The organism is Clostridiales bacterium (assembly GCA_015243575.1).
Lineage (GTDB): Bacteria > Bacillota > Clostridia > Peptostreptococcales > Anaerovoracaceae > Anoxybacterium > Anoxybacterium hadale.
The window spans coordinates 2,598,081-2,623,998 of the sequence record CP042469.1 but is presented as its reverse complement, the minus strand read 5'-3'; the positions used below and the strand labels follow the sequence as shown (position 1 = coordinate 2,623,998).

Sequence of the window (25,918 nt, the reverse complement as noted above, 5' to 3'; positions counted from 1 at the left end):
ATTAATATAATAAGTAAAAATAAAATCTACAATTGTAAAAAATTGTGGATTTTTTTGTTAAGTAATCGCATAACCAACCGATAAAATAATGGCGTCCGGGAGACCGGAATTGATCAACATCATAGAGGAGAGAAATTATATGCTACTAAAGTTATTATCCATTCGATCGAAGCTGGCGATTCTGATCGTCCTGCCGCTTGCGGCTGCAATTACTGTGACCCTTATCGGTTTGTTTTATGTTGACAAAATAAGTGATAGCCTGACAAAGAGCTTGTATGAGGAGAGTTTCAACAATATCTCTTTCGTTCTCAGCGCAGAAGGCGATCTCTTTCAGGCCAGAGACTGCATTAACGCAATTCTGTTAGATGACAGCAAAGGGTTGATGGATCCGGCGTTAAAGCTTAAATATACAAAAGAATTTAATGGGTATACCTTGAAAATACAGGAAAACACAAAAAAGACGATGTACGTTTTAGCGGAGGACCAAACACGCTGGGAGAATCTTCCTGATGAAATATCCGGAATGACTGCGTTTGAGCATTATGAAGCCTTTGAAAAGGATTTTGCTGCTTGGTTGAAACTGTCGGGGCAGATTGCAAGTACCTATACTGTCAGCGATGATTGGGAAGATCTCTTCGCCAGTTCTCGTGAGCATCTGGACGCCCTGAGCAGGCTGGTAGAGGCAGGGGCCAGGGAAGAAATTGACCGAAATGAGCTGAGCAAAAACACGATGGTAATGATTATGGCAATTATCAACATTGGTGTGCTGCTTATCACTTCGGTTCTGTCGATTTTTGTAATACGATCTATTACCGGCCCTTTGAAAAAATCTGTGCTGATGCTGCAGGAAATGGTACGAGGCAAGCTGAGCAGGCGCCTGAATCTCGATCAGAGAGATGAAATAGGGGTCATGGGGAAAACCCTCGACCAGTATGCTGAAAATCTGCAGAAAAATGTGATAGGGGCCTTGAAAAGGATTTCGGAAGGAGATCTGGATATTGAAATCGAGAATACTGATCCCGAGGATGAAATCAGTCCGGTGATCAAAACAACGGCAGACAACCTGAATGCGCTTGTGACAGAAGCAGAGAAGTTAACCGTTGCTGCAGTAGAAGGAAATCTTGAAGTCAGGGGAGATGCCGGACGTTTTCAGGGAGGATACTATGACATTGTTGCAGGAGTCAATGCTGCTTTGGATTCGTTGATCAATCCCTTAAAAGTTGCGGCAAACTATATGGAGCGAATCAGTAAAGGCGATATTCCTCCCGTAATTACTGAGCACTACCGGGGCGACTTTGATCTGATCAAGGACAATATAAATACCTGCATACGGACTGTCAATCAGCTCGTTGATGGCATGGACGAACTATCTGAGATGACCCTCAACGGCAATCTGCTCGCCCGGGGCGATGAAGCCAGATATGACGGGGACTTTGCAAAAATTGTGAATGGTGTAAATCTAACACTGGACACTTTGGTGGGATACATTAACGAGATGCCTGCGCCGGTCCTGATTATTGACAGAGAATTCACAGTTCGTTATATCAACCACTCAGGAGCAGCTCTTCTGGAAAAACCCCAGGCGGAAGTGATCGGAAAAAAATGTTGGGATGAATTTCAAACCAGCCAATGTCATACTGAAAAGTGTGCCTGCTTCCAAGCAATGGAACGGGATGAACGGGTTACGGAAGAAACTGACGCACGTCCATGCGGAAAAGCCCTTGAGATCCAATATACGGGCATACCGATCAAGGATCGCAGCAACCATGTGATCGGAGCTATCGAGTTATTTACAGATCAAACTCACATTAAAAATGCAGTTAAGGTCTCTGAAAAACAGGCCCGATTCCAGCTGACTGAGGTAGAAAAACTGATCTATAATCTTGAGAAAATTTCCGTCGGTGATCTGAATCTTGCTCTGAATGTTGAGACCACCGATGCGGATACTGCTGAAATAGGCTTTAACTTTGAAAAGATCAATCAGAGCCTGGAACAGAGCGTGAGTGCCCTGAGATCCATGTTGGATGATGTGGATATGCTTGCGCAGGCAGCAGTGGAAGGAAGGCTGGATGTCAGAGCGGATGAAGGGCATCATCAGGGAAGCTATCAAAAAATTGTGGGAGGCGTAAACCAGACTCTGGATGCTGTGATCGCGCCCGTCGCTGAAGCATCTCAGGTGCTTCAGGAAATGGCAAAGGGAAACCTGCAGATCAGCATGAATGGAGCTTATCAGGGCGACCATGCGGCGATTAAGAATGCACTCAATGAGACAATAGACAATATCAGGAGCTACGTGAGTGAAATTTCACATGTGCTTGCCCAGATCAGTGAGGGCAACCTTGATCAAGCAATTACTGCGGATTATAAAGGGGATTTCATAGCGATCAAAGACTCTTTGAATCAAATTGTAACGTCATTAAGTCAAACCATGAGCGAGATCAGCGAAGCGGCGGAACAGGTGGCTGCAGGATCAAGGCAGGTGTCCGACGGAAGCCAGGCCCTTTCCCAGGGCTCCACAGAGCAGGCAAGCTCCATTCAGGAACTAACTGCATCTATCGCTGAGATTGCATCCCAGACAAGGCAGAATGCACTGAATGCAAATGAGGCCAGTGAGCTTGCGGCAGATGCCAGAGATAATGCGGAAAAGGGCAATGGCCAGATGAAGGAAATGCTGAGATCAATGGTTGACATCAATGATTCCTCAGCCAACATCTCAAAGATCATCAAGGTTATAGACGATATCGCGTTTCAGACCAACATCCTGGCGCTGAATGCGGCGGTAGAGGCAGCCAGAGCAGGCCAGCACGGAAAAGGCTTTGCTGTAGTAGCCGAGGAGGTACGAAATCTTGCGGCAAGAAGCGCAGCCGCAGCCAGAGAGACGACAGAACTCATCGAAGGCTCCATCGGCAAGGTCCAGACAGGAACGAAGATTGCCAACGAAACAGCCGCAGCACTGGTGGAAATCGTAGAAGGAATCGAAAAGTCCGCCAGCCTGGTAGGGAATATTGCAGAAGCATCCAACGAGCAAGCGACGGGAATCGCTCAGATCAACAAGGGAATCGAGCAGGTGTCCCAGGTAACTCAGAATAACTCAGCAACTGCAGAGCAAAGCGCCGCAGCCAGTGAAGAACTTTCCGGACAGGCAGAACTGTTGAAAGAAATGGTAGGAAGGTTCAAGGTGAATAAGGGCACCAAGGCTTTACCCGGTGCTGATTCAGAACTTTTGACGGAAACTCCTCAAGGAAATCGTCAAAAGCCGGAGAATATCGGTGTCAGAATCTTACTTGGGGAGGATGATCAGGATAAATATTAATCCATCTTACTAAAAAAAGTCGAAATAGAGGTTATTCTCCCGGAAAATGTAAATGAAAATCTACTTAAGTTGTGCCATACTGTGCCGATAAATACATAGTAATACTAGTTTCATACACATGATGATTCGGGAAGGTGGGTTAAATGAATAAGATCAATGCGGCTGAATTAACCGAATACGGTTTGCAGAAGCGGGATGGCTTGAATACAAAGCTGATGAGCTTAAGCAGTAGCATGGAATCGATCAGGGAAGTAATCCGTGAATACGATACTTTGATCAAACAAGTTTTCCTAAAAATTAAATCGGTACAGGGAATTGCCAATAAAACAAATCTTTTGGCAATCAACGCATCGATAGAGACCATTCATGCTTCGGATCTGTTAGCCAGTTTTGAAGAAATCGTAGAAAAGAATTTAATGATACAGGCAAAAATTATATCACAGATTCTTGAGTATGATCCCGATTTCTTTTATCAGGACGGAGGCGCATTTGCAAGAGAATGTGGCATGGAGGAGTTTTATGTTACTGACAGTGAAGGTATTGTACAGTTTACAAATATGCCTTCATGGAAAAACTCAGCCTTAAAATCATCTGAAATATTAAGAATCCTGAAGAATCCCGAACTTGAAATTGCGCTTCCCTCCGTAGGAAACGGATTTGATGGTGAGCTGCAGAAGACGGTGGGAGTTGCCAGATTGGATCAGCCTGGGATTATTCAGACGGGGGCTCATTTTGTTCGGCCTAAGGGTCAGCTTGCAATTGATGGTTTTGGAGTCGTTGCGCAGGAGGCAAAGCGGCTCGCTGATGTTTCGAAAGAGATTTCGGCAAGGATTACAGCGCTGACGAATGAACTCGGCAGTATGCTTGAGAGGCTGAAAACGATTTATGATGAGGCAGACAAGGGAATCAAAGCATGTTCAGAAGCAGCTGCTTTGGCAGAAGCGGTTCCTCTAAAAGAGCAGGAGGCGCGGCTGGATGATCTCAAAGGAACATTGAAACAGCTTGATATGGATTTTGATGAGTCAAGGAAGTATTTTAAGAGTATCTTATCACCGCTGACGGAACTGATCAATATCGCCCGGCAAACGAATCTTCTCGGTGTGAGAGCGGCGATTGAAGCCGCCCACTCTACCAATGACAAGCAGGATTTTGACAATCTGCTGAACCGGCACATGACCGCGGAAGCGAAGCTGGTAGCGTTGCTGATTGAGCGGAGACCGGATATTACCATAGACCAGATGGAAGAACTGGGCGAGAAGATTGATATTGCAGAAATTTGGATTGCCGATGAAAATGCTGCGGTTGAGCTAACCAATATTCGAGCGGGTATCGGTTTTGTTTTCCAAAATGAGGGGCAGACAGCACCGTTTTTGCGAATTATTTCGAACCCAAATCTGATTGTATCACCCCCGCCTTCCCTTCGAACGCTGGATAATCGCGTATTTAAATACGTTGGTGTAGGTAGAAAAGACAAGCCTGGATTTTTACAGGTTGGAATCCCTTCCAAGCTGTATGGGGAAAGCACAGCGGAAGGATTTTCCGTTGTGGCGAAGCAGATCAAAAACCTCGCCGAGCAGTCCAGAGAAACCACCACCGAGATAGAAGCGATTGTGGAGGATATGGATCATAAGGCAAAAAAGGCAACGGAACAGATGAAAATCGTTCAGCGATACCGTATGGAAGCGGCTCGAGAGCTGGAACGACTGACTTAGGCTTTGAATGAACGAAAATCAGAAATCAATTGAATGAAAAAAACAGGGTATCAAATGCTTACCATTGTTGCTCTTCACCCAGACTGGCCGTGAATCGCAACCTGCATTTGATACCCTGTTTCATATTGGATCAGTTACTTTGAAATCAATCAGATGATTCGCAGCGTCCAATCCTCAATGTTCCATACGTCTGTTATCCAGTCCTGATAAAATTCAGGCTCATGACAAACCAGCAGCACGGTTCCCTTAAAATCAATGAGAGCCTTTTTTAATTCGGCCTTTGCTTCTACGTCCAAATGGTTTGTTGGTTCGTCCAGAACCAGCCAGTTGGATTCTCTCTGCATGAGCTTGCATAGTCTTACCTTTGCATTCTCGCCGCCGCTCAGTACCTTCATCTGACTGGTGATATGTTCGTTGGTCAGCCCGCACTTGGCCAGTGCTGAACGGACTTCGGCGTTGGTATAAGAGGGAAACTCTTTCCAAACCGATTCTAATGCAGTTTCAGAGCTGTCTCTATCGGCTTCCTGTTCGAAGTAAGCTGGCTGGAGAAAATCACCCAATTCCATGCTTCCTTCCAGCGTCTCTATTTTTCCCAAAATGGACTTTAACAGCGTTGTCTTTCCTAGCCCGTTGGTACCGATTACAGCGATTTTCTGGCCACGTTCCAGGGCAAAGCTGACTGATCTTGTCAGCGGCTCGTCATAGCCCAAAATAACATCTTTGCCTTCAACGATAAAACGGCTTGGGGTTCTGGCTTCCTTGAATTCAAAAGATGGCTTTGGTTTTTCCCTTGGACGTTCCAGGACTTCCATTTTGTCCAGCATTTTTTGCCTGCTGTTTGCCATTCCTCTGGTTGCTACTCTTGCTTTATTTCTAGCAATGAAATCCTCCATCCGTTCGATTTCCTGCTGCTGTTTCTCGTATGCTTTGAGTTCCTGATTTTTCTTTACGGAATACATCTGCATAAATTTCTCATAGTCACCTGAGTAACGGGTAAGCTCGCCCTCATTCACATGATAGATAACATTGATAACGGAATTCAGAAATTCCATATCATGGGAAACCAGGATAAAACTATTCTCATATTCCTGAAGATAACGCTTCAGCCATTCAATGTGCTCCGTGTCAAGATAATTTGTCGGCTCGTCTAGAATTAGAATCGAAGGGTCCTTCAGCAGCAATTTGGTAAGTAAAACCTTAGTACGCTGACCTCCGCTCAAATCTGAAACATCTTTATCCAGTCCGATGCTGCCCAGCCCAAGACCGTTTGCAATCTCTTCAATTTTGGCATCGAGCGTATAGAAGCCGCTGTGCTCCAGAATCTGCTGTATTTCTCCCGCATCCTCCATCATTGCTTCCATATCACTGTCTGCCGTTGCCATGGCGTCGTAAAGTGCCAGCATTTCCTTCTCAAGGTCATACATACCCTGAAAAGCCTCTCGCAATGCATCACGGATGGTCATTCCCTTTTTTAGGGTAGAGTGCTGATCCAAATAGCCTACCGTTACTCGCTTCGACCATTCAACCTTTCCCTCGTCCGGCGAGAGCTGCCCGGTGATGATGTTTAGAAAAGTGGTTTTCCCTTCTCCATTTGCACCGATCAGGCCGATGTGCTCTCCTTTCAATAGACGAAAGGAGGCATCCTCCAATATCCTTCTCCCACCAAAACCATGGGTTACTTTTTCTACTGTTAATAAACTCATGAAACTCTCCTGAATATGTTATTTCTTTTTTCAATCAAAGTAAGCATTCTGTAAAACAAAATACCTCATTATTCTATCGATTTATGAGCAGTCTGTCAATGGAGATGAATTTTATACAGCAGCTTCCAAGAAAATGAAATTTATGAGAAATTCCATCCATTTGCTTGACTTTGCAGGATTGGGAGCATATCCTATAAAAAGTTGAATTTGCAAGAAAGAAGAGAAGGAGGGAAGAAACTTGCTGATTATATTTGCGAAGATTCTGAGTGTATTCGGGATCACTTTTATTGGATATGGGGCAAACAAAATTAAGTGGCTGCCCATTGAATCCACAAAGTATCTTTCCTTGATTCTTGTGAACATTGCCAGTCCCTGCCTTGTTGTATATTCTATGAGCAGGCAGGTGCTGACTGAGGATACGTTTGCTTCTGTAACCCAATCGGCAGGGCTCATGCTTCTTGCCATGACTGTCACAGCGCTGATCGCTATAGCAGTTGTAAAATGGATGAAGGTGCCGCAGTCGGACAGAGGTGTCTACAGGCTCCTACTAACCTTTACCAACAATGGATTTATGGGGTATCCGCTTTCACTGGCTATTTTCGGAGAAGATGGATTGTTCCTAATGATCATTGCCAACGCAGTATTTATGATCTATTTGTATTCAGTGGGTGTGATTATTCTTATCTACGATAAGGATGGCAAAATTGATCTTAAATCGGCAATGAAATCCATTGTTTCGATTCCATTTCTCACCAGTGTCATAGGACTACTGATGTTCTTCCTGGGAATCCATTTGCCTTCCCTGGTGGATAATTTCCTGAAGACCATCGGCGATATGACCATTCCACTATCTATGATTATTATAGGGATTCAGCTTGCAGAGAGCAGGATTCGGGACGTGCTGACGAATAAATACCTTTACATTACCATGATTTTAAAACTGATCGTACTGCCTGCCTTACTGTTTGGTATCTTTGTGTGGCTGCCATTTAATACGCTGGCATTCTGCATCGTCATCTTTGCCATGACGCTGCCTTCTGCGGCGGTGATCCCCGTACTTTCAGATATTTACGGGACCAACACAAAGATTGCTTCCCAAGGTGTATTCCTTACCACCATGCTGTCGATGATCTCAATCCCGATCTACGCGATTTTGCTTACGCTATATTTAGGGATCCACTAATCGTATCAGAGCTCTCTTAAGAAGCTGATAGAGAAATAACCAAAATATTAATTGACATTTAATTACAAATAAGTTAATATAATACTAAATCGTGCCGAAGCAGTCAGCTCCGGCAGACGGTGAATTCAAAGCAAGAGCAACACGGTGAAGTAAAGGAGGATGTTTTATGGCAGGAAGGGAAAAGGACAAGGATAAGGATCGTGAAGTTACATTTCAGGTTGAGGAGCATATCGGTGTAATCAGCGTATCTCAAACGGGTTGGAAAAAAGAGCTGAATATGGTAGCTTGGAACGGCAATGCAGCAAAGTTTGATCTTCGAGAGTGGGATGAAGACCATTCCCACATGAGCCGTGGAATTACAATGAACAAGGAAGAAGCCAAATCGCTTTCAGAGCTGCTAACTGGTTTACAGCTTCAGTAAATGTTATGGCCGGCCGGATCCACTCCGGCCGGTTTTGCCGTACCCCGTTAGCGCCCCCGCTTACTGCAAATAAAAAAGACCTCCAGCTGTGCCCCGTAGAAACCGTCATGCACGGCCAACACGGATTACGCAATAAAAAAAACAACCTGCTGCTATATTCTCGGCAGGAACCGCAATTGGCCCCGCTTACTGCAAATAAAAAAGACCTCCAGCTGTGCCCCGTAGAAACCGTCCGAACGAAGTGAGCGGTTTCTTAGGGGCACAACTGGAGGCTTTTCCGTTTTATTTCAGTAATTCCATAGCCTTTTCCGGATCGCTGACCTTGAGGATCAGACGAGCGGTTCCGCCATTGGAATAGCCATACATATAGGAGAGATTAATTCCCTGTGCTGATAAGACCTTCAGGGCTTTATGCAGCTCGCCGGGCACATCCGGCGTTTCCATACAGATAACGTTCGTGATCTTGACGGAAAAGTCCTCATCTTTTAGTACTTCTGCCGCCTTTTCGATATCGCTTACGATCATTCTGAGCACGCCATATTCCGCTGTTTCCGCAATACAGAGGGCAGAAATATTAATGGAGTGTTTATAAAGAATGTCAGTAACTTCTTCCAGTCTTCCAAGCTCATTCTGCAGAAAAACAGATAACTGTTTGATAATCATACAGGACACCTTCCTTTCAAACTTAGGAAAACGCTGATTCCTTCTGCGCTTCTTTAGGGAAACGCTTACTAAAATCAGTATTTCATTAGATTTTACGTTTGTCAATGACCCTTTGCGCTTTTCCTTCACTGCGCTTTATGGTTTTATGTTCCACTAAGCTTATTATGACACTAACGCCCAGTACACTTTCCACTTTATGCTTAATTTTGTTGCGAATATTGTTCAGCTGCGGGAGCTCGTCGGAGAAGAACATTTCATCTACTTCAACCTGGATCTCCAGTGTGTCCATTGTGCCTTGACGATCTACAATCAGCATATAGTGAGGCTTTGCTTCCGGTATTTCAAGAAGAACACTTTCTACCTGAGATGGGAATACATTGACGCCGCGGATAATCAGCATATCATCAGAACGCCCGAAGATCTTTGCCATTCTCACATTTGTTCTTCCGCAGGAACATGGCGTATCATCCAGACTTGTGAGATCCCGCGTACGGTAACGGAGCAGCGGCATCGCTTCCTTTGTGATTGTCGTAAAGACCAGCTCTCCGGTAACTCCTGTTTTAACCGGCTGCAAGGTAGCTGGGTCAAGGATTTCAGGAACAAAATGGTCTTCCGCAATATGAAGTCCTTTTTGATTGATGCAGCTGCTGGAAACACCGGGCCCAATAATTTCACTCAAACCATAGATGTCAAACGCTTGAATTTTTAATCCTTCTTCAATTTTCGCACGCATTTCATTACTCCAGGGCTCCGCTCCGAAGATCCCCACTCGAAGGGGCAAATCTGCGGCATCGATTCCTGCTTCCGCGATGGCTTCTGCGAGATGAGCTGCATAGGAGGGAGTACATGCCAAGACGGTGCTTCCGAAGTCCTGCAGAAGAGTGATCTGTTTATCCGTGTTGCCGCCTGAGATGGGAACCACTGCAGCACCCAGTTTTTCAGCGCCGTAATGAAGACCAAGACCACCGGTGAACAGGCCATAACCATAAGCGACCTGAACGATATCATCTTTTGTTGCACCGGCACAGCAGAGTGCACGGGCGACTACCTCTGAGAAAATGTCAACATCTTTGCGCGTATATGCAACAACTGTGGATTTGCCAGTTGTTCCGGAGGATGCATGGACTCTGACTACTTCGCTTTTGGGAGTTGCAAAAAGTCCGAAGGGATAATTATCTCTGAGGTCCTGCTTGGTGGTAAAGGGAAGTTTGACCAGGTCGTCAATGGAGTGGATATCACCGGGTTCGAGGCCCAGCTCCTGCATTTTTTTTCGGTAGAATTCAACATTGTGGTAGACACGGATAACCATGTCCTTCAGACGTTTGCTTTGGAGATCGTGCATTTGATCTCTGCTCATGCATTCCATGGGTTCGTTCCAAATCATTTTTTCTCACTCTCCTATTTTATTTTGTTTCCCGCTCGGTAATGTAACCAAATTACGGAAATCGCATATAGTAATACTAAAATCAACCTATTTCAAACGAATAAGGAGGTATTACCTATGGGTTGTAATGGTGGCTATGGAGGCATTGACGACAGCCTTCTCTTCTTCTTCCTGCTGCTTGTGATTTTATTCTGCATGCCCGGCATTTTGGGCACCAGCACTAGCGGTTGCTAGATCATAGCAAGGACATAACCAAATAAAAAAAGGGTTTTCCGTCTCATAAGAGACGGGAAACCCGCGGTACCACTCTTTTTGCTTTACAGCCACTCCGGACATAAAATCCTTATCCCGATAACGGAGGAATCCGTGCACATCTACTTTTGAGTTCAATATGCAAGCTCAAGGGGGAACTTCGGTTAAACCTTCGCCATCGGCTCTCATCCTATCCGATTTTCTGTAAACGAAAAGAATAACTTACTTTACCCTGTCATCGCTTTTAGCATTCTGTCCGGTTCTTAGAACCGCTAACGAAATTCCAACTGTAAATCACAAATCTACGATTTGCTGATTTTTGTCAAAATCTTTTTTCCTGTATATGGATACTATATTACAGTGAGAAAATTGTTTTGTCAACACAGGAAATTTGGAAAATAAATGCGTCTACGAAACAAAATTATAGTTTTTGTTCGAACTGCATTTATTCTATCGGTGTGAAGCAAGCGAAAGCTGCGGCTTGCCTGAATGATATCAATATAAGCGATAACAACAAAAATGCGGGCAGTATGGAAAACATTTTATTTCCATACTGCCCGCATTGTTTTATTTAAGGAAGAGCTGATTTAATAAAGTGCCGCAGATGTGCGCCCGAAATTCAGCGCTTCCCCAATGCTATTCAGTAGTTAGGCTTGCATAGATTCACGATTTCTGAAGAAGAAAGAAATCGCGTAGATGCCTGCCAGGCCTACGATTGCAAAGATGATTCTGCTCACAACATCATACTGACCGCCAAAAATACTTGAGACAAGGTCGTATCGGAAGAAACCGATCAGTCCCCAGTTAATTGCACCAATAATAACTAAAATAAGAGCTAGATTTCTCATTTACATCACTCTCCTTTCAAACAGGATTATGCCCACATTTCACCGAAATTATGATAAAATGATTATGAACATTAAAAAATGAAACGATTAGAAAGAAATTGGGATATAAAAAGGAGAGGAAATCAGTAATGGATATGATCATTCAATTAAAAACAGGACCGCGGGAGCTGCCTTTTGAAAGAATAGTGGAAAAGGGGACAACCATTGAACAGCTGATCTCAGAATATCAGGATCTGCCATATACGGTACTAGCCGCAAAGGTTGACAACAAAATCAGCGAGCTGACCAAACGGATTGAAAATAGCTGCTGTATTGAGTTTCTGGACATGAGGAACCAGGCGGCAAATCTGATTTATCAAAGGAGCCTTTCGCTTCTTTATTTGAAAGCGATCCAAGATGTTTTGGGGAAAGTACCTGTTGAAATAGACAACTCCCTCAATAAAGGGTTATATACGGAAATAAAAACACCGCGTCCGCTGACGATCAAAGATGTCAATGCCATTGAGCAGAAAATGCAGCAGCTGGTGAAGGATGATGCTCCTTTTGTTAAGGAGATCATGATGCGGGAAGATGCTATGAAGGTTCTTCTTGAGGCGGGTCATAATGAGAAGGCAAGAATGCTGCAGCGCTCTGATGTGGACTTGCTTCCATTCTATTCTATCGGGGGATTTCGAAACTTTTTCTATGGACAGATGGTGCCCTCTGCGAGATACGTCAGCCATTTTGAACTGAGAAAATACAGAAGAGGCGTATTGCTGCGCTTTCCCCATCCATCAGATCCCGGACGAATCCCTGAATTCGAAGATGAAATACTTCTTTATAAAGTCTTCGGTGAAACAAAAAAATGGGATCGCCTAATGGGAATTGCGTATGTAGGCGACCTAAATGAAAAGATTGACAGTGGTGAGTACAAAGAAATTATTCAGATTTCTGAAGCGCTGCATGAAAAGAAAATTGCCCAAATCGCAGATTTGATCACCAAACAGAACAAAAGAATTGTTCTGATTTCCGGACCGTCTTCTTCGGGAAAGACCACTTTTGCAAGAAGGCTTAGTATACAGCTTAGAGTAAATGGTAAGGCGCCGTTGTATCTTGGCACCGATGATTACTTTGTTGAGAGAACCCAGACGCCTCATGATGAGCATGGCGAACCGAATTTCGAGGACATCACTGCGCTTGATCTGGATCTTTTTAACAGGGATATGAATTCTTTGCTCTTAGGAAATGAGGTAGATATACCGACATTTGACTTTTTGCATGGCACCAAAGTCTATGGTAAAAGAATTACCAGAGCAAAGAAAGGTCAACCCATTATCATAGAAGGTATCCATGGCTTGAATAAACAGCTGACAGATGGAATCCCAGATGAAGAAAAATTCAAGATTTACATCAGTCCGCTGACGTCGCTGAACATCGATGAACATAATCGTATCCCGACTACGGATGCCAGAATGCTAAGGCGAATGGTAAGAGATTATCAATTCCGGGGTCATTCTGCGCAGAACACCATTAATGCCTGGCCCAAGGTTCGAAAGGGTGAGGATAAAAATATTTTTCCATTTAACGGTGAAGCGGATGTGTTCTTCAACTCAGTGCATGTTTACGAGCTTGCAGTGCTGAAAAAGTATGCTGAACCTCTTCTAAAGAGTATTACAAGGGAGGAACCGGAGTACAGCGAAGCAGTGAGAATGCTGAAATTTCTTCAGTTCTTCAAAACCATTGAGGAAGATTCCATTATTGTCAACAATTCAATTATAAGAGAATTTATCGGAGGCAGTATTTTTGTATGAGTGAAGTAAGTATTATCGGAGGAATCACTGCGGATATTGAAGGGCATCCTCATAACCGTCTGATTTATGGAGATTCCAACCCGGGCAAAATCGCAATCTCCTATGGAGGGGTGGGAAGAAACATCGTTGAAAACCTTGCAAGACTGGGCACCAAGGCGGACTTTATCTCTGTTGCGGGAGATGATCTTCCGGGAAGAGGCGCGGTTAGAGAGCTTCAAGATTTGGGTGTGGGGGTAGAGCATGTTCGTCTTCTTCCAGAAGAAAACACCGCAGTATATATGTCTATTCTGAATCTTGTGGGAGATATGGAACTGGCAATGTGCAATATGGATGTTTTGGAGCGAATTTCTATAGCATTTCTGGAAGAAACATCGGAGCATTTAAAAAAGGCAAAGGTCGTTGGTATTGACACCAATCTGACAGAAGACACGCTGGAATATGTCACAAGACAGCTAAAGGATACTCCAATTTTTCTGGATCCAGTATCCGTCGCCAAAGCAGAGCGTGCCAGAGGGGTTATCGGAAGGTTTCACACGGTGAAACCCAACCGGATGGAAGCGGAAACGATCTCCGGTCTGAGCATCCTGAGTGAGCAGGATTTGAAAGAGGCGGCACGCTGGTTTATCGGCCAGGGCGTTCAGCGAGTTTTTATAACGCTGGGCGGTGGCGGCGTATTTTATATGGACGATAAGGATGAGGGGCTGATACGGCCTGAACCGATCGAGATTGCCAGCACCACGGGAGCCGGAGATGCATTCTCCGCAGCGGTAATCTACGGAATCTTAAAAGAATTTGGAATCGGGAAGACTGCAAGATTGGGTATGGCGGCGGCGGCAATTGCTATGGAGGCTAAATCCGCAGTAAATAATCAGATGTCAATGGACAGGCTTCGACAAAAACTTAACGGGGAAGTACTGTAAAATAGCAGGAAGGATTACCTGTATCGCAAGAGACGCTTAGCGACATGGATAAATCCGGTAAAAAACGATGATACTATGTTTTAACCTTAACGAAATAAGGTATAATTAGTCTAGTTAAAGATCTGAGGCTGCGTTTTCTGGCGACGAGGGACAAGCATCACTCGGCCCCTGCAGTCTCGGCAGTTATAATTTTAGAACATGGAGGTAAAGAAAGAATGAAGGATTTAAAAGGAACCAAGACACTGGAAAACCTGCTGTCAGCTTTTGCGGGGGAATCAATGGCGAGAAATAAGTATACTTATTATGCTTCCAAAGCAAAGAAAGAGGGCTATGAGCAAATCTCCGCGATCTTTACTGAAACAGCTGCCAATGAAAAAGAGCACGCTGAATTGTGGTTCAAGCTTGCACATGGAATCGGAACAACTTCTGAGAATCTTGAGGATGCGGCTCAAGGCGAAAACTACGAGTGGACCGATATGTATGCAAACATGGCGAAGGTTGCCAGAGAAGAAGGTTTCCCTGAAATCGCAGCTCAAATGGAAGGCGTTGCAAAAGTGGAAAAAGAGCACGAAGAAAGATATAGAGCATTAAAGAAAAATATCGAAGAAGGCAAAGTATTCGAAAAGGATGCTGTTGTTGAATGGAAGTGTGCAAACTGCGGTTATGTTTACACCAGCCAGAAGGCATACGAAAAATGTCCTGTTTGCGATCACCCCAAGGCATACTTTGAATTAAAAGCCAGAAATTATTAAGCTCAGTCTTGCATAGGATGAAATAAGTGGAAAAGCCGGCATTGTGCCGGCTTTTTTATCGTAAGAGCGGATCCTCCTTCCTGAAGAGGCGGGCTCAAGCTGCTTGCAACATTTGCGCATCAGAGCCATATATTATTGGTAAAAGAAAAAATGTGAAGGACTGGAGGGTGCCGATTATGATAAAATTGCAGAATACGATTCCTCTCGAGAGAAGATATACTTTTGAAGAATTAAATATCCTTACCAATCTGATCATGCTATGGAATCGTTACGCAATTTGGACCAGGTCTCTCATGATCAGCACATTTCTTGATCTTCCTCAGGATGAGGCGATCAGGAAGAGACTGTATGATCTGCCCCTAGAATTCTATAACACATTAAGGGTGTTTTTCGGCGAGCGGATTGCTCAAGAATTTTCGAACTATTTCCAGAAACACCTCGTCCTTCAAGCGCAGCTCAACCAAGCGCTCTCCAATCAGGATCAGGAAGGAGCCGATCAATTCACCATGGATCTATATCAGAATGCAGATGAAATTGCTGCTTTTTTAGGTCAGTTCCCATACTGGGAGGAGGCCATGTGGAAGCAGTATCTTTATAACGATATCACCCTCTATCTGCAGGAAGCCAGGGCTTATCTTGCCGGAGACTATGAAAGCGAAATTGAAATTTACGAAAGAATTCTACTAAACGCTACAGATCTCGGAGAATATATGACAAGAGGAATACTGGGATTTTAGAGTAAGTCATGATCGTGATGGAAGAAAACATCAGTTCTCAAAGGCCTTAATTTATGCTAAAATAAAAAGGAGGCGAAGGGATTGGAAGCTTTCTTTCAAGTGGAAGAGGTGCGATTGCTTTTTCGAGTCTTTGCAAATGAATGGAAAGGATCACAGGAACTATCTTTCATGAAAAAACATATGGATTATTTGGACAAACTGAACCCGCAGCAGAGAGAGGCTGCGGTACATAAAGAAGGGCCGCTGCTGATTCTAGCGGGTGCAGGCAGCGGGAAAACCAGTACCATGACCCACCGGATTGCATACCTGATCAGGGAAGAAGGCGTTGCCCCATATCAAATTCTTGCCGTCACGTTTACCAACAAGGCTGCAAGAGAGATGAGGGAGCGTGTGGAGTCACTGATTGGGGAAGGTATTAATATGTGGATTTTGACCTTCCACTCTGCTTGTCTGCGCATCCTCCGTAAATACGGAGAACGTTTAGGGTATACAAAGGATTTTATTGTATATGATCCCACCGATCAGAAGGTGGTTATTAAAAACTGCATTAAAGAACAGAATGTGGATGAGAAAAAATACACGCCGTCCTATGTTTTAAGCATCATCAGTGACTGCAAGGAAAAGGGTGTCAGCCCAAAGAAGTACGCTGAGATCAACGGGATGGACTTTAAAAATAAGATTATCTATGAACTGTATGCAGCATATGAAGCTGTGCTGAAAAAAAATAACGCTATGGATTTTGATGATCTGATTCTGAGGACGGTGCAGCTCTTCGAAAAGGATGATGAAGTACTGTCGTATTACCAGGACAAGTTTCGTTTCATCATGGTGGATGAGTATCAGGATACGAACTTTATGCAGTACCGCTTTGTGCGGCTTCTGGCGGATGCGCATCACAACATCTGTGTGGTAGGGGACGATGACCAGTGTATCTATCAATGGCGTGGTGCCGATATCAAAAACATTTTGGATTTTGAGAAGGACTTTAAAAATACAAAGGTAATTAAACTGGAGCAGAATTACCGCTCCCACGGCAACATTCTCGAAGCAGCCCATTCTGTTATTGAGAAAAATAAGGGGAGAAAACACAAAAAACTATGGACTGATAAGGAAAAGGGAGAAAAACTCAAATATTACAGGGCCGATAATGAAAAGGATGAAGCCAGATACATTGCGCAGGAAATAGACCATATCCATACAAAAGATATGAGATACAGTGATTTCGCCATCCTCTACAGAACCAATGCCCAGTCCCGAACCTTTGAAGAAGCACTTTCGGCCAGAGAGCTGCCTTACCGCGTCCTTGGCGGTACAAGATATTATGACCGTAAGGAAATCAAGGATATCATGGCATATATGAGGCTGGTACAGAACCCGGCCGATGATCTGAGCTTGACCCGTATCATCAACGAACCGAAGCGGGGCATCGGTGAGAAGACCCTCGAGAAGCTGCGCACCCTTGCGTCCGTAAGGGGGGAGAGCTTATTTGAAGCACTTACCGATGATGAGACCGTAGATGGGCTTCCTGCAAAAGGAGCCGACAGCGTCAGAGAAATGATCTCGGTTTTGAGCAGCTACAGCCAGGAAAAGGACAACCTCAAAGTTTCGGATATTTACGATGGGCTGCTGGTGAAGACAGGTTATATCAAAAGTCTTGAGGCGCAAAATACAGTGGAAGCAGAAGGGCGGATTGAAAACTTATTGGAATTCAAATCCGTTATCTACGACTATGAAAAGGACAATCCTCAGCTGTCTTTGGCAGAATTCATGGAGAAAATTGCCCTGATGGCGGAAATCGATAATCATGACGCCGGAGAAAACGCTGTTGTACTGATGACCATGCACAGTGCGAAAGGACTTGAATTTCCCGTTGTATTCATGCCGGGGATGGAAGATGGGCTGTTTCCAGGCTGGAGAGCTTTTGACAGACCCGACGGCATTGAAGAGGAGCGACGTCTCTGTTATGTGGGAATGACAAGAGCCATGCAGAAGCTGTATCTCACCAGTGCCGAAGTAAGAACCCTTTATGGTAAGACAGAGTATACAAAGGAATCTCAGTTTTTGAGGGAGCTGAATAAGAAGCTGGTTGAGGGCGATGGGATCTATGAAAAGAAGAGCGCTCCTTCCGACTATTCCGGTTCCGGCGGAAATGGCGGCTGGAGTCAGGGCGGCGGAAACGACGGCTACTCCAATACAAATATTTTCCGGCCCTTTGAGCAGCTGAAATATATTAAGCAGGCCCAAACCACACCACCGCCTGCAAGTAAGGGAAGCGGCGGCGCCGGTGCGATTGCCCAGGGGGACAAGGTCAGTCACAATAAATTCGGAGAAGGACTGGTACTCTCCATCGAAGGCAGCACGATTACTGTAGCCTTTGATTCAGTCGGTGTGAAAAAACTGGCAAGAGACCTGGCTCCGATAAAGAAAATCTAAACCATAAAAATGAAAAACTCCATTCCCGTCAAAAGGAAATGGAGTTTTTCAAATTATGAGAAAAAAGTAACTTGCCGAGGGCAGTTTTCAGACAACATCATTAGTGATGACATTCATGACCATGTTCGTGTTCGTGGCAGCTTTCTCCGGAATCAGATAAGGTACCGCTGAGCCAGCTCAGAGCAACTTCTCTGACATTTCCGGAGCAGCCTCTCATAACCTCGATTCCGACACTGTTCAATACGTTGACGGCACCGTCACCCATATTACCAGCAAGCATGAGAGAGACGCCCATTTCCGCAAGGACAGCGGCAATATTGGATTTACAGCCGCAGCCTTCAGGGGAGCCCACAAGATCTTGCCCAATAATTTCTTTGCGGCTATCGTCCACAGTGAATACAGTAAAATATTCGCAATGTCCGAAGTGACTGTCAATTTGGTTTTGACGGGTAGGTAACGCGAGTTTCATTACATTCTTCCTCCATTTTTTATAAATCTGCTATTGTTTACCTGGCCCGGAACTGCAAGGCAGAACCCAGGCCAGAGAAATTGAAACAAGGGTTTATGGCGATTTCACAGCTTGCTCAGTTTTACGCTTGGCGATTTCACAGCTTGCTCAGATCAGATGTGATCTCCTGAAGATGGTGGACGTCGGCATCTTCGATTCTTCCCGTATCACATAATTCTGCAAGCGCAGGATTCAAGGGCAGCTTTGCAATCAATTTAATTCCATGGGTTTTGGCGATTTCTTCAAGGTTGCTTTTTCCAAAAATCGGGATCTGATTCTGGCAGTCGGGACATTCCAAATACGACATGTTTTCAACGAGTCCAAGGACGGGTATGTTCATCATGGCAGCCATTTTTACGGCTTTCGAAACGATCATGGAAACAAGCTCCTGAGGTGATGTAACAATGATGATTCCGTCCACCGGAAGGGATTGAAACACGGTGAGAGGAACATCGCCTGTTCCCGGAGGCATATCAATGAACAGATAATCCACATCCCCCCACATGACATCGGTCCAAAACTGCTTTACCATGCCGGATATGATGGGGCCTCTCCAAATCACCGGATCGGTTTCGTTCTCAAGGATTAGATTGACGGACATGATATCGATTCCGGTTTTCGTAGTGACGGGCATAATTCCTAATTCTGTTGCTGCGGCTTTTTCTTTGATTCCGAATTCTTTTGGAACAGACGGTCCTGTGATATCGGCATCTAAAACAGCAGTGCGATACCCGAGGCGATTCATAGATACGGCAAGCATCGATGTGACGAGGGACTTGCCCACTCCTCCTTTTCCGCTTACAACTGCAATGACTTTTCCAATGTGACTGCACTCATGAGGCTGCTCCAGCAGGCTGGCAGGCTGACTTTTTCGGTCTGCGCAGTCTTCGCTGCAGCTTCCACAGCTTTGGTTACAATTTTCACTCATAATGCTTCTCCTTATACCGATTCGAATGAATACACCGATCCATTTGAAAACAATATGATATATTTGCCGTAATCAATGAGACAAATGCTCTCGAATTTTTGGCATATGCCCATTACAATATCAGTATAGTACCGTATTGAGCATATGTCAACAACTGTGTTGGGAGAAATTTATTGAGAGATAGGTCTTCTCGGGAATGTCCAAATAGGGATGAAGAATGCAGGAAATCAAGAATTTAATATCAGGAAGGAGAAAATTATTATAAAAATAAACTCAAGTCGGAAAATAACAACCTTTATTCAGTCCATTGAGAGATAACGTCTGCAGCAGCTTTTACGGCAGGGCTTATCTTTGCAGCTCTGATCACAGAATACCTGCTGAGATCCGCAATCGGGGCAGACGTAGTCTCCACTTTTAATCGCGTCTAAGTTTTCGTAGGTTTCTTTCCATTCTTTGCCGCACTCTGCACATTTTACAGGGCAGATATTCCGTGTAAAATTGCCGCCTTCGATCAGGATGGTTTTTCCGTTGATCAGGCTGTCCGCAACCTTTTCTCTGGCAGAAATCAGGATACGCTGAAAGGTAGGTCTGGAAACCTCCATGCTTGCCGCGCATTCTTCCTGCTCCATACCCAGGAGATCCTTCAGGCGGATCGCTTCCAATTCCTCCAGTTTGAGAATATTTTTCTCTGACTCTGGGAAATCTTTCTCAGACGGTATAAAATAGGGGACAGTGGGGATATGTTCAATTTTTCGCCATTTAGTCGGTCTTGCCATGAGTATCATCTCCATCCTGTAAGTAGATTAATCTATAGTTTATCGATAGAAATAGAAGATGTCAACAGTTTGAGGAAACCTGTTTCACGAAACGTGTTTGACGAAACCCTTGATAACCGATAAAATTAGAGTGGTTCGTTTTTATCGAGGAATTTCCCTTTGAAACCTTATCGGTTCTTGAAAAATGGGATACGCCTAATAAAAGCAAAGATGAAACTGAAGTTGGGGGAACTATGAATAATAAATTGGATTTGATGAAAGAAAAAGTCAAGGTCTTAAACGAGGCGGGAAAAGCTTACTACCAGGAAAACCGTGAGATTATGCCGAATATCGAATATGACAGGCTTTACGACGAGCTGCAGGAGCTTGAGCGGGAGACGGGAACGGTGTTGTCCAACAGCCCGACGATTCATGTGGGATATGAGCTTCTCAGCGATCTTCCAAAAGAGGCGCATGAAAAAACCATGCTTTCCCTTGATAAAACCAAGGATGCGGGGGCACTGAAGGATTGGCTGGGAAATCAGACTGGTCTGCTTTCTTGGAAATTAGACGGTAAGTATATATTTATGAATAAAAGTAAAAACACAATTTGTGCTTGAAGAAACATTGTTAAATTCAATGCTTGAAGTAGATTTGTTTATTCTACATAATATTAAACAAACAATAGTGGTGGCCTGTTTTTTATGACTTTTGTTTAAAAAACTAAGAAAATTAATTATAATTAATTTAGGATAACTGGTTATAGTTATCCTGCAGGTGGGAGTAAATTTATATGGACATAAACCAAAAACTTTATGAACTTAGAAATACTATTAACTATCATAATGAAAAATACTATGATCTCAGCGATCCGGAAATTTCTGACACTAAATATGATTTATTGATGCAAGAGCTGAAACAAATTGAAAAAGAATATCCAGAATTAGTCACTTTTGATTCACCTACTCAAAGGGTTGGGGGTAGTGCAAAAAGAGAAGGTGGAGTAAAGGTCCAACATAAAGTTCCTATGCTTAGTTTGCAGGATGTGTTTAACAAAGAGGATATATATCAATTTGTTAATGATATGCAAAGCCAATTTGAAAATCCTGAATTTGTAGTGGAGCAGAAAATTGATGGACTTTCAATTGCCATACGATATGAAAATGGTGACTTAAGTGTGGCTACTACTCGAGGTGACGGTATAACTGAAGGCGATGATGTTACAGAGAATATTAAAGTTATTAAGGATGTCAAAGGTAAGCTAAAAGAAAAAGTACCGTATCTAGAAGTGCGTGGTGAAGTATACATGACCTCCAAGGCATTTGAGGCAGTCAATGAACAGCAGGAACTTCTGGGAAAACAACAGTTTGCGAACCCACGAAACTGTGCATCAGGAACAATACTTCAACTTGATCCAAACGTGGCTAGAGAAAGAAATCTATCACTTTTTATATTTAATATTCAGGACATTGAAGGAATGGCCTTTGAAACGCATATTCAGGGGTATGAGTTCTTAAAACAGCAAGGCATAAAAGTTATTGAAAACTATTCATTATGCAGAACAGCAGACGAGGTTTGGGATGCAATTGTTAAGATTGGTGAGAATCGTGGATCTTTGGATTATGAAATTGATGGAGCGGTAGTCAAACTAAATAATTTAAGTTATAGAGAAACAGTCGGAAGCACGTCAAAGGTCCCTAGATGGGCGGTAGCATATAAATATCCGCCAGAAGAGAAAGAGACGATCCTACTTGATATTGAGACATCAGTTGGTAGGACCGGAAGGCTTACGCCGACCGCGGTCTTTAAAAAAATATCTTTATGTGGAACCTCTGTCACAAGGGCCACACTTCATAATCAAGACAATATTGACAACCTGGACATTCGCATAGGCGATACAATTGTTGTTTTTAAATCTGGCGAAATTATCCCCAAGATTAAAAACGTTGTAATTGAAAAACGAACAATAGAATCATTATTAAATAATGTGTCTTATAAGTTACCGAGTGCTTGCCCAGTATGTGGCAAGAAAACGGTACGTGAAGAAGACACAGCTGATTTAAAGTGCATAAATCCCAATTGTCCTGCTCAACTTGAAAAGTTGATAATAAATTTTGTTGGTAGACAAGCAATGGATATTAAAGGATTTGGGGAATCATTTGTAGTTGAGCTCATAAGAAAAAAATATATCAAAGACATTGCTGACATTTATTCTTTATTCAAATACAGAGATGAATTAGTTGAACGTTCCATTTTGGGAAAGGAAAAAAATACAGATAAACTCTTAGAAAATATTGATAAATCAAAAGCCAATGAAGCACATAAATTATTGACTGGTCTTGGCATACCTAATATTGGTAAGGCTGCAGCAAAAGAAATTTTAAAACATTTCAAATCAATAATAGAGTTGCAGTATGCTACAGTTGATGAATTGAAGCAGGTTTCGGATATTGGTGATGCCAGTGCAGAGTCTATTCGCAGTTTTTTTGATGATCTCAATAACCAAGAAATTATTCGCAGACTTAATGAATATGGCGTCAATTTGAATTCATCCCAAAATAGTAATACAGATAAAAGGCTAAGTGGTAAGATATTTGTTATCACAGGTACTCTTCCAACAATGGATCGCAACCAAGCAACGCAATTAATTGAATCGTTCGGAGGGAAAGTAACGAATTCAGTATCTAAAAAGACGGACTATGTCGTAGCTGGGGAGAATGCTGGAAGTAAATTGACTGATGCGCAGAATTTGAATAAACAAATTTTGTCGGAGAAAGAACTAGTGGATTTACTATCGTGAAAATAGATTACTAATTACAGGAGGGTGTTTTATGAGCTTTGAAACAAAGGTGAATGAGTTGCTTGAAGATATAATTACAGAAAATGAATTACCTAAAACGTCAATCTTCTTATATGCTAACAAATCTAACAAGGGGGATAAGAAGGGAATTGAAATTTCAAAGTCTATAAAGATTTTTGAACCGGAATACCCACCCCAAGAGAAATCAGTTAGATCTAAAAACGGAACTTTAATTATGAATATACAACAAAAGTCGGGAATTGAATTATTAATCAGAAATGAGCAGTATAACACTATTCCATTACCTGAAGAAGCGAAACTGAAAGAATTAAAATCTGACGAGAATTTCAAGCATATTATATTCGATGAATCGATGGACAGCCTATATACTTATATTAAGGCAAATGTAGTATATTGCATTGAAAATTATGTATCAAGTTCCAGTTTTGGATGTTGCAGTAAATTTGAAAAATGCTCTGATGAGAGGAAGTGCTTACATGAAAATAAGCTTTACTCAACAGGATGTGCCTATAGAAGAAATCTTGAAAACCGGAAAATATTCTACGGATTAAATCGTAATGTTCTTTGATTTCTAGCGGTTATCGAAAGTATAAAGTATAGGCTTGTCACTAAAAGGAGGTCTGGTTATGGGATTTTTTGATGTTATTTTTGGAAAGAAAAATACAGAAGCTCCACAAAAAGTAGAAAGATTTTCACCCAGTGCTAGTACTAATCTCGCCAAAGTGGACATCCCGCCAGTACAGGGAGATTATGCAAAAGCCATATTTCTTCATGCTTATCACAAAAGTTCTTCGGTAAAAACTGATAATGAATATGCACAATATTTTCTTTTTGAATGTGGCATAAGAAATCCGTCTCGATACCATCGCGAGCTAATTACCGAAGGATACTTGGAAAAATCGAGCCCGAAAGAAAGAATTAAAGGCTTAAAAATTCCTGAACTAAAAGCAATACTAACTGAATTGGGACAAACAACCAGTGGGAAAAAAGATGATCTTATTCAGCGGATTTTTGATATTGCCGGCGAAGATACAATGATTAAATGGCCAGGTTTTGTGTTGATGAATTTTGACATAATCCATATTGTTTTCTAAGAACTCTCGCCCTTTATCAGAAATTGAGTAGAGGTCGATGTACATTAAAAAAGAAGTCACTGATTCTTTTGATGTCTCATTTATGTTTGCACCGGGCATAACTGGACCTATTGGAGATTATAAGGGTTTTTACTCGGATGATATTGTGGACCGTATTTATAATACCTATAAATTGCCGATACAAGTATGTGATAAAAAATTGTTCCTTGAGATTGTACACTCATTACTGGACAATACATATGATGAAAATAAAATAAAACAGAAACTAAGAATTAGATATAAACAGTTCGTAGAATCCCTATCTAGGTAACCGAGAGGATTATTATTGCAAAATTTTAAGAAAAAAGTGTGCCCTACTAAAAGAATTGCTGTAAATGTGGTATAATTTGTAAATACAAAGATTATTTTGGAGGTACAGTTATGGTAAACTCAGAATTTGATTTTATTGTTGTTGATTTTGAAACTGCCAATAATAATTTGGATAGTGCTTGTTCCATTGGTATTGTAACTGTTAAAGGGATACATATTGTTGATAAACTTCATTATTTTATAAAACCCCCTGGAGGTCAATTCAGAGAATCTAATACTAAGATCCACGGAATTACATTCAAAGATGTTGAGTCTGCAGACACATTTCTTGAACTATGGGAAAAAATAAGACATTATCTTGAAGGTGGAATTGTTGTGGCGCATAATGCTCAGTTTGATATGTCAGTTTTAAAAAATTGTCTAGATACATACAACTTGACCTGCTCAGATTTCATTTATATCGACAGTATATCAATATCATCGTTAGCCTTAGAGGAACATGTTGGTAGTGGCCTAAAAGACCGTGCTACATATTTTAATATTCCTTTAGATAACCATCATAATGCACTAGAAGATGCATATGTGGCCACAAAATTAGTTACTGAAACCATGGTGAGACTTAATACCCCATCAATAGTGTGGCTTGCCCTTCTAAATAACCTTCCTGCAAAACAATTTTGTAATCTTAATGCAACCAAATCATTTATAAAGAAAAATTCAAAGTATGAAAAATATAATCATATAAAAATTTCGGAATTTTGCTGCAGCCAGACGGAATTTGATTCCAATCATCCACTTTATTTAAAGAATTGTGTTTTAACAGGAGAACTTCAGACAATGGTAAGATCAATCGCAATTCAAAAGATAGTAGACGTTGGTGGTGTGGTCAAGAGCAGTGTTTCTAATAAAACGGATTTCTTAATTGTTGGTATACAAGATAAGTCCGTAGTTGGAGAAGATGGCCGGAGTTCAAAAGAGGAAAAGGCATACCAAATGATTATGAACGGCTCGAATATTAGAATTCTTAATGAAGAAGACTTCCTAAAGCTATTTATGCTTGAGCAAGTAATTTGAAAGGATATTGAAAATGGTTACGTTACTACGTGAATGGAATGATTTTATTTCTAATGAAGAAAAAATTGAAAAGTTAAAACAATGGAGCCTGATTTCTCCGAAGTCCAATATTATAAAAACACTTACATATAAGGGGCATTATGCGGATAAGCCTACCATATGTGATGTCATCGGTTATGTTGATGATAATGAAATTATTATTAAAATAGATGAAGAAATTTCATCTATTCACCCAACGTATCTAAAAGAAATGCAAAAGCCGAACTTTAGTAAATTTGAACTAGCTGAGAGTGAGGATCAAGAAGAGATTTGACCTGT

General features: G+C 42.4%; 22 protein-coding genes. 15 read left to right on the top strand and 7 right to left on the bottom strand.

All coding sequences use genetic code 11. The annotated features are described in order from the left end of the window. Nucleotides 1–88 precede the first annotated feature (88 nt). Together FRZ06_11590 and FRZ06_11585 are read left to right on the top strand one after the other, a co-directional pair. A complete protein-coding gene (locus FRZ06_11590) occupies nucleotides 89–3,313 on the top strand; it encodes a HAMP domain-containing protein (protein QOX63927.1) in 3,225 nt (1,074 codons plus the stop codon). A gap of 143 nt (nucleotides 3,314–3,456) precedes the next feature. Further along, the gene (locus FRZ06_11585) at nucleotides 3,457–5,025 is read left to right on the top strand and encodes a hypothetical protein (protein QOX63926.1); all 1,569 of its coding nucleotides are present in this window, start codon (nucleotides 3,457–3,459) and stop codon (nucleotides 5,023–5,025) included. A 149-nt stretch (nucleotides 5,026–5,174) separates the two neighbouring features. Here FRZ06_11585 and FRZ06_11580 read toward each other — a convergent pair whose 3' ends face one another. After that, nucleotides 5,175–6,728: an ABC-F family ATP-binding cassette domain-containing protein gene (locus tag FRZ06_11580; protein QOX63925.1), complete on the bottom strand. Its 1,554-nt coding sequence runs from the start codon at nucleotides 6,726–6,728 to the stop codon at nucleotides 5,175–5,177. A gap of 238 nt (nucleotides 6,729–6,966) precedes the next feature. On the opposite strand from FRZ06_11580, the gene FRZ06_11575 reads away from it, so the two are divergent. Both FRZ06_11575 and FRZ06_11570 read left to right on the top strand, forming a co-directional pair. Continuing rightward, the gene (locus FRZ06_11575) at nucleotides 6,967–7,911 is read left to right on the top strand and encodes an AEC family transporter (protein ID QOX63924.1); all 945 of its coding nucleotides are present in this window, start codon (nucleotides 6,967–6,969) and stop codon (nucleotides 7,909–7,911) included. Nucleotides 7,912–8,077: 166 nt separating this feature from the next. Continuing rightward, on the top strand, nucleotides 8,078–8,332 hold the full coding sequence (locus FRZ06_11570) for a hypothetical protein (GenBank protein QOX63923.1): 255 nt from the start codon (nucleotides 8,078–8,080) through the stop codon (nucleotides 8,330–8,332). A 282-nt stretch (nucleotides 8,333–8,614) separates the two neighbouring features. Here the strand turns inward: FRZ06_11570 and FRZ06_11565 are convergent, their stop codons facing one another. The 3 genes from FRZ06_11565 to FRZ06_11555 form a co-directional block, all read right to left on the bottom strand. Next, nucleotides 8,615–8,995 carry a hypothetical protein gene (locus tag FRZ06_11565; protein QOX63922.1) on the bottom strand — a complete coding sequence of 127 codons (381 nt, stop codon included), beginning with the start codon at nucleotides 8,993–8,995 and terminating at the stop codon, nucleotides 8,615–8,617. An 85-nt stretch (nucleotides 8,996–9,080) separates the two neighbouring features. Further along, nucleotides 9,081–10,379: a phenylacetate--CoA ligase gene (locus FRZ06_11560; protein QOX63921.1), complete on the bottom strand. Its 1,299-nt coding sequence runs from the start codon at nucleotides 10,377–10,379 to the stop codon at nucleotides 9,081–9,083. A gap of 899 nt (nucleotides 10,380–11,278) precedes the next feature. Then, complete coding sequence (locus FRZ06_11555; protein ID QOX63920.1) at nucleotides 11,279–11,479, bottom strand: DUF378 domain-containing protein; 201 nt, start codon at nucleotides 11,477–11,479, stop codon at nucleotides 11,279–11,281. Nucleotides 11,480–11,613: 134 nt separating this feature from the next. Here FRZ06_11555 and FRZ06_11550 point away from each other — a divergent pair, with 134 nt between their 5' ends. From FRZ06_11550 to pcrA, 5 genes are all read left to right on the top strand, one after another. Next, on the top strand, nucleotides 11,614–13,269 hold the full coding sequence (locus FRZ06_11550; protein QOX65915.1) for a nucleoside kinase: 1,656 nt from the start codon (nucleotides 11,614–11,616) through the stop codon (nucleotides 13,267–13,269). Next, nucleotides 13,266–14,189, top strand: a complete 924-nt coding sequence (locus FRZ06_11545; protein ID QOX63919.1) for a kinase — start codon at nucleotides 13,266–13,268, stop codon at nucleotides 14,187–14,189. The genes FRZ06_11550 and FRZ06_11545 overlap by 4 nt, the downstream gene beginning before the upstream one ends. A 215-nt stretch (nucleotides 14,190–14,404) precedes the next feature. Next, nucleotides 14,405–14,941, top strand: coding sequence for a rubrerythrin family protein (locus FRZ06_11540; protein ID QOX63918.1), 537 nt, complete (start codon nucleotides 14,405–14,407; stop codon nucleotides 14,939–14,941). Nucleotides 14,942–15,117: 176 nt separating this feature from the next. Further along, nucleotides 15,118–15,678 carry a hypothetical protein gene (locus FRZ06_11535; GenBank protein QOX63917.1) on the top strand — a complete coding sequence of 187 codons (561 nt, stop codon included), beginning with the start codon at nucleotides 15,118–15,120 and terminating at the stop codon, nucleotides 15,676–15,678. A gap of 180 nt (nucleotides 15,679–15,858) precedes the next feature. Next, complete coding sequence (pcrA, locus tag FRZ06_11530) at nucleotides 15,859–18,111, top strand: DNA helicase PcrA (protein QOX65914.1); 2,253 nt, start codon at nucleotides 15,859–15,861, stop codon at nucleotides 18,109–18,111. A gap of 100 nt (nucleotides 18,112–18,211) precedes the next feature. On the opposite strand, the gene FRZ06_11525 is transcribed toward pcrA, so the two are convergent. From FRZ06_11525 to FRZ06_11515, 3 genes are all read right to left on the bottom strand, one after another. Continuing rightward, a complete protein-coding gene (locus FRZ06_11525) occupies nucleotides 18,212–18,580 on the bottom strand; it encodes a dinitrogenase iron-molybdenum cofactor biosynthesis protein (GenBank protein ID QOX63916.1) in 369 nt (122 codons plus the stop codon). Nucleotides 18,581–18,716: 136 nt separating this feature from the next. Beyond that, on the bottom strand, nucleotides 18,717–19,547 hold the full coding sequence (locus FRZ06_11520) for an Mrp/NBP35 family ATP-binding protein (GenBank protein ID QOX63915.1): 831 nt from the start codon (nucleotides 19,545–19,547) through the stop codon (nucleotides 18,717–18,719). A 299-nt stretch (nucleotides 19,548–19,846) separates the two neighbouring features. Continuing rightward, on the bottom strand, nucleotides 19,847–20,323 hold the full coding sequence (locus FRZ06_11515; GenBank protein QOX63914.1) for a DUF134 domain-containing protein: 477 nt from the start codon (nucleotides 20,321–20,323) through the stop codon (nucleotides 19,847–19,849). A 233-nt stretch (nucleotides 20,324–20,556) separates the two neighbouring features. Here FRZ06_11515 and FRZ06_11510 point away from each other — a divergent pair, with 233 nt between their 5' ends. The 6 genes from FRZ06_11510 to FRZ06_11485 all read left to right on the top strand — a co-directional run bounded on the left by FRZ06_11510 (nucleotide 20,557) and on the right by FRZ06_11485 (nucleotide 25,913). Continuing rightward, complete coding sequence (locus FRZ06_11510; protein QOX63913.1) at nucleotides 20,557–20,922, top strand: hypothetical protein; 366 nt, start codon at nucleotides 20,557–20,559, stop codon at nucleotides 20,920–20,922. Nucleotides 20,923–21,095: 173 nt separating this feature from the next. Then, the gene (gene ligA / locus FRZ06_11505) at nucleotides 21,096–23,102 is read left to right on the top strand and encodes an NAD-dependent DNA ligase LigA (protein ID QOX63912.1); all 2,007 of its coding nucleotides are present in this window, start codon (nucleotides 21,096–21,098) and stop codon (nucleotides 23,100–23,102) included. A gap of 31 nt (nucleotides 23,103–23,133) precedes the next feature. Next, nucleotides 23,134–23,691, top strand: coding sequence for a hypothetical protein (locus FRZ06_11500; protein ID QOX63911.1), 558 nt, complete (start codon nucleotides 23,134–23,136; stop codon nucleotides 23,689–23,691). A gap of 58 nt (nucleotides 23,692–23,749) precedes the next feature. Continuing rightward, nucleotides 23,750–24,217 carry a hypothetical protein gene (locus tag FRZ06_11495; protein QOX63910.1) on the top strand — a complete coding sequence of 156 codons (468 nt, stop codon included), beginning with the start codon at nucleotides 23,750–23,752 and terminating at the stop codon, nucleotides 24,215–24,217. A gap of 420 nt (nucleotides 24,218–24,637) precedes the next feature. Then, nucleotides 24,638–25,600 (top strand): exonuclease, encoded by a 963-nt coding sequence (locus FRZ06_11490; GenBank protein ID QOX63909.1) that lies wholly within the window; start codon nucleotides 24,638–24,640, stop codon nucleotides 25,598–25,600. Nucleotides 25,601–25,613: 13 nt separating this feature from the next. Then, nucleotides 25,614–25,913, top strand: a complete 300-nt coding sequence (locus FRZ06_11485; GenBank protein QOX63908.1) for a hypothetical protein — start codon at nucleotides 25,614–25,616, stop codon at nucleotides 25,911–25,913. The last annotated feature ends 5 nt before the right edge of the window (nucleotides 25,914–25,918 follow it).

Coding starts and splice junctions, on each gene's coding strand:
- FRZ06_11590 (QOX63927.1), top strand. CDS start 89: ATGGCGTCCGGGAGACCGGAATTGATCAACATCATAGAGGAGAGAAAT.
- FRZ06_11585 (QOX63926.1), top strand. CDS start 3,457: ATGAATAAGATCAATGCGGCTGAATTAACCGAATACGGTTTGCAGAAG.
- FRZ06_11580 (QOX63925.1), bottom strand. CDS start 6,728: ATGAGTTTATTAACAGTAGAAAAAGTAACCCATGGTTTTGGTGGGAGA.
- FRZ06_11570 (QOX63923.1), top strand. CDS start 8,078: ATGGCAGGAAGGGAAAAGGACAAGGATAAGGATCGTGAAGTTACATTT.
- FRZ06_11565 (QOX63922.1), bottom strand. CDS start 8,995: ATGATTATCAAACAGTTATCTGTTTTTCTGCAGAATGAGCTTGGAAGA.
- FRZ06_11560 (QOX63921.1), bottom strand. CDS start 10,379: ATGATTTGGAACGAACCCATGGAATGCATGAGCAGAGATCAAATGCAC.
- FRZ06_11555 (QOX63920.1), bottom strand. CDS start 11,479: ATGAGAAATCTAGCTCTTATTTTAGTTATTATTGGTGCAATTAACTGG.
- FRZ06_11550 (QOX65915.1), top strand. CDS start 11,614: ATGATCATTCAATTAAAAACAGGACCGCGGGAGCTGCCTTTTGAAAGA.
- FRZ06_11545 (QOX63919.1), top strand. CDS start 13,266: ATGAGTGAAGTAAGTATTATCGGAGGAATCACTGCGGATATTGAAGGG.
- FRZ06_11540 (QOX63918.1), top strand. CDS start 14,405: ATGAAGGATTTAAAAGGAACCAAGACACTGGAAAACCTGCTGTCAGCT.
- FRZ06_11535 (QOX63917.1), top strand. CDS start 15,118: ATGATAAAATTGCAGAATACGATTCCTCTCGAGAGAAGATATACTTTT.
- pcrA (QOX65914.1), top strand. CDS start 15,859: ATGGATTATTTGGACAAACTGAACCCGCAGCAGAGAGAGGCTGCGGTA.
- FRZ06_11525 (QOX63916.1), bottom strand. CDS start 18,580: ATGAAACTCGCGTTACCTACCCGTCAAAACCAAATTGACAGTCACTTC.
- FRZ06_11520 (QOX63915.1), bottom strand. CDS start 19,547: ATGAGTGAAAATTGTAACCAAAGCTGTGGAAGCTGCAGCGAAGACTGC.
- FRZ06_11515 (QOX63914.1), bottom strand. CDS start 20,323: ATGGCAAGACCGACTAAATGGCGAAAAATTGAACATATCCCCACTGTC.
- FRZ06_11510 (QOX63913.1), top strand. CDS start 20,557: ATGAATAATAAATTGGATTTGATGAAAGAAAAAGTCAAGGTCTTAAAC.
- ligA (QOX63912.1), top strand. CDS start 21,096: ATGGACATAAACCAAAAACTTTATGAACTTAGAAATACTATTAACTAT.
- FRZ06_11500 (QOX63911.1), top strand. CDS start 23,134: ATGAGCTTTGAAACAAAGGTGAATGAGTTGCTTGAAGATATAATTACA.
- FRZ06_11495 (QOX63910.1), top strand. CDS start 23,750: ATGGGATTTTTTGATGTTATTTTTGGAAAGAAAAATACAGAAGCTCCA.
- FRZ06_11490 (QOX63909.1), top strand. CDS start 24,638: ATGGTAAACTCAGAATTTGATTTTATTGTTGTTGATTTTGAAACTGCC.
- FRZ06_11485 (QOX63908.1), top strand. CDS start 25,614: ATGGTTACGTTACTACGTGAATGGAATGATTTTATTTCTAATGAAGAA.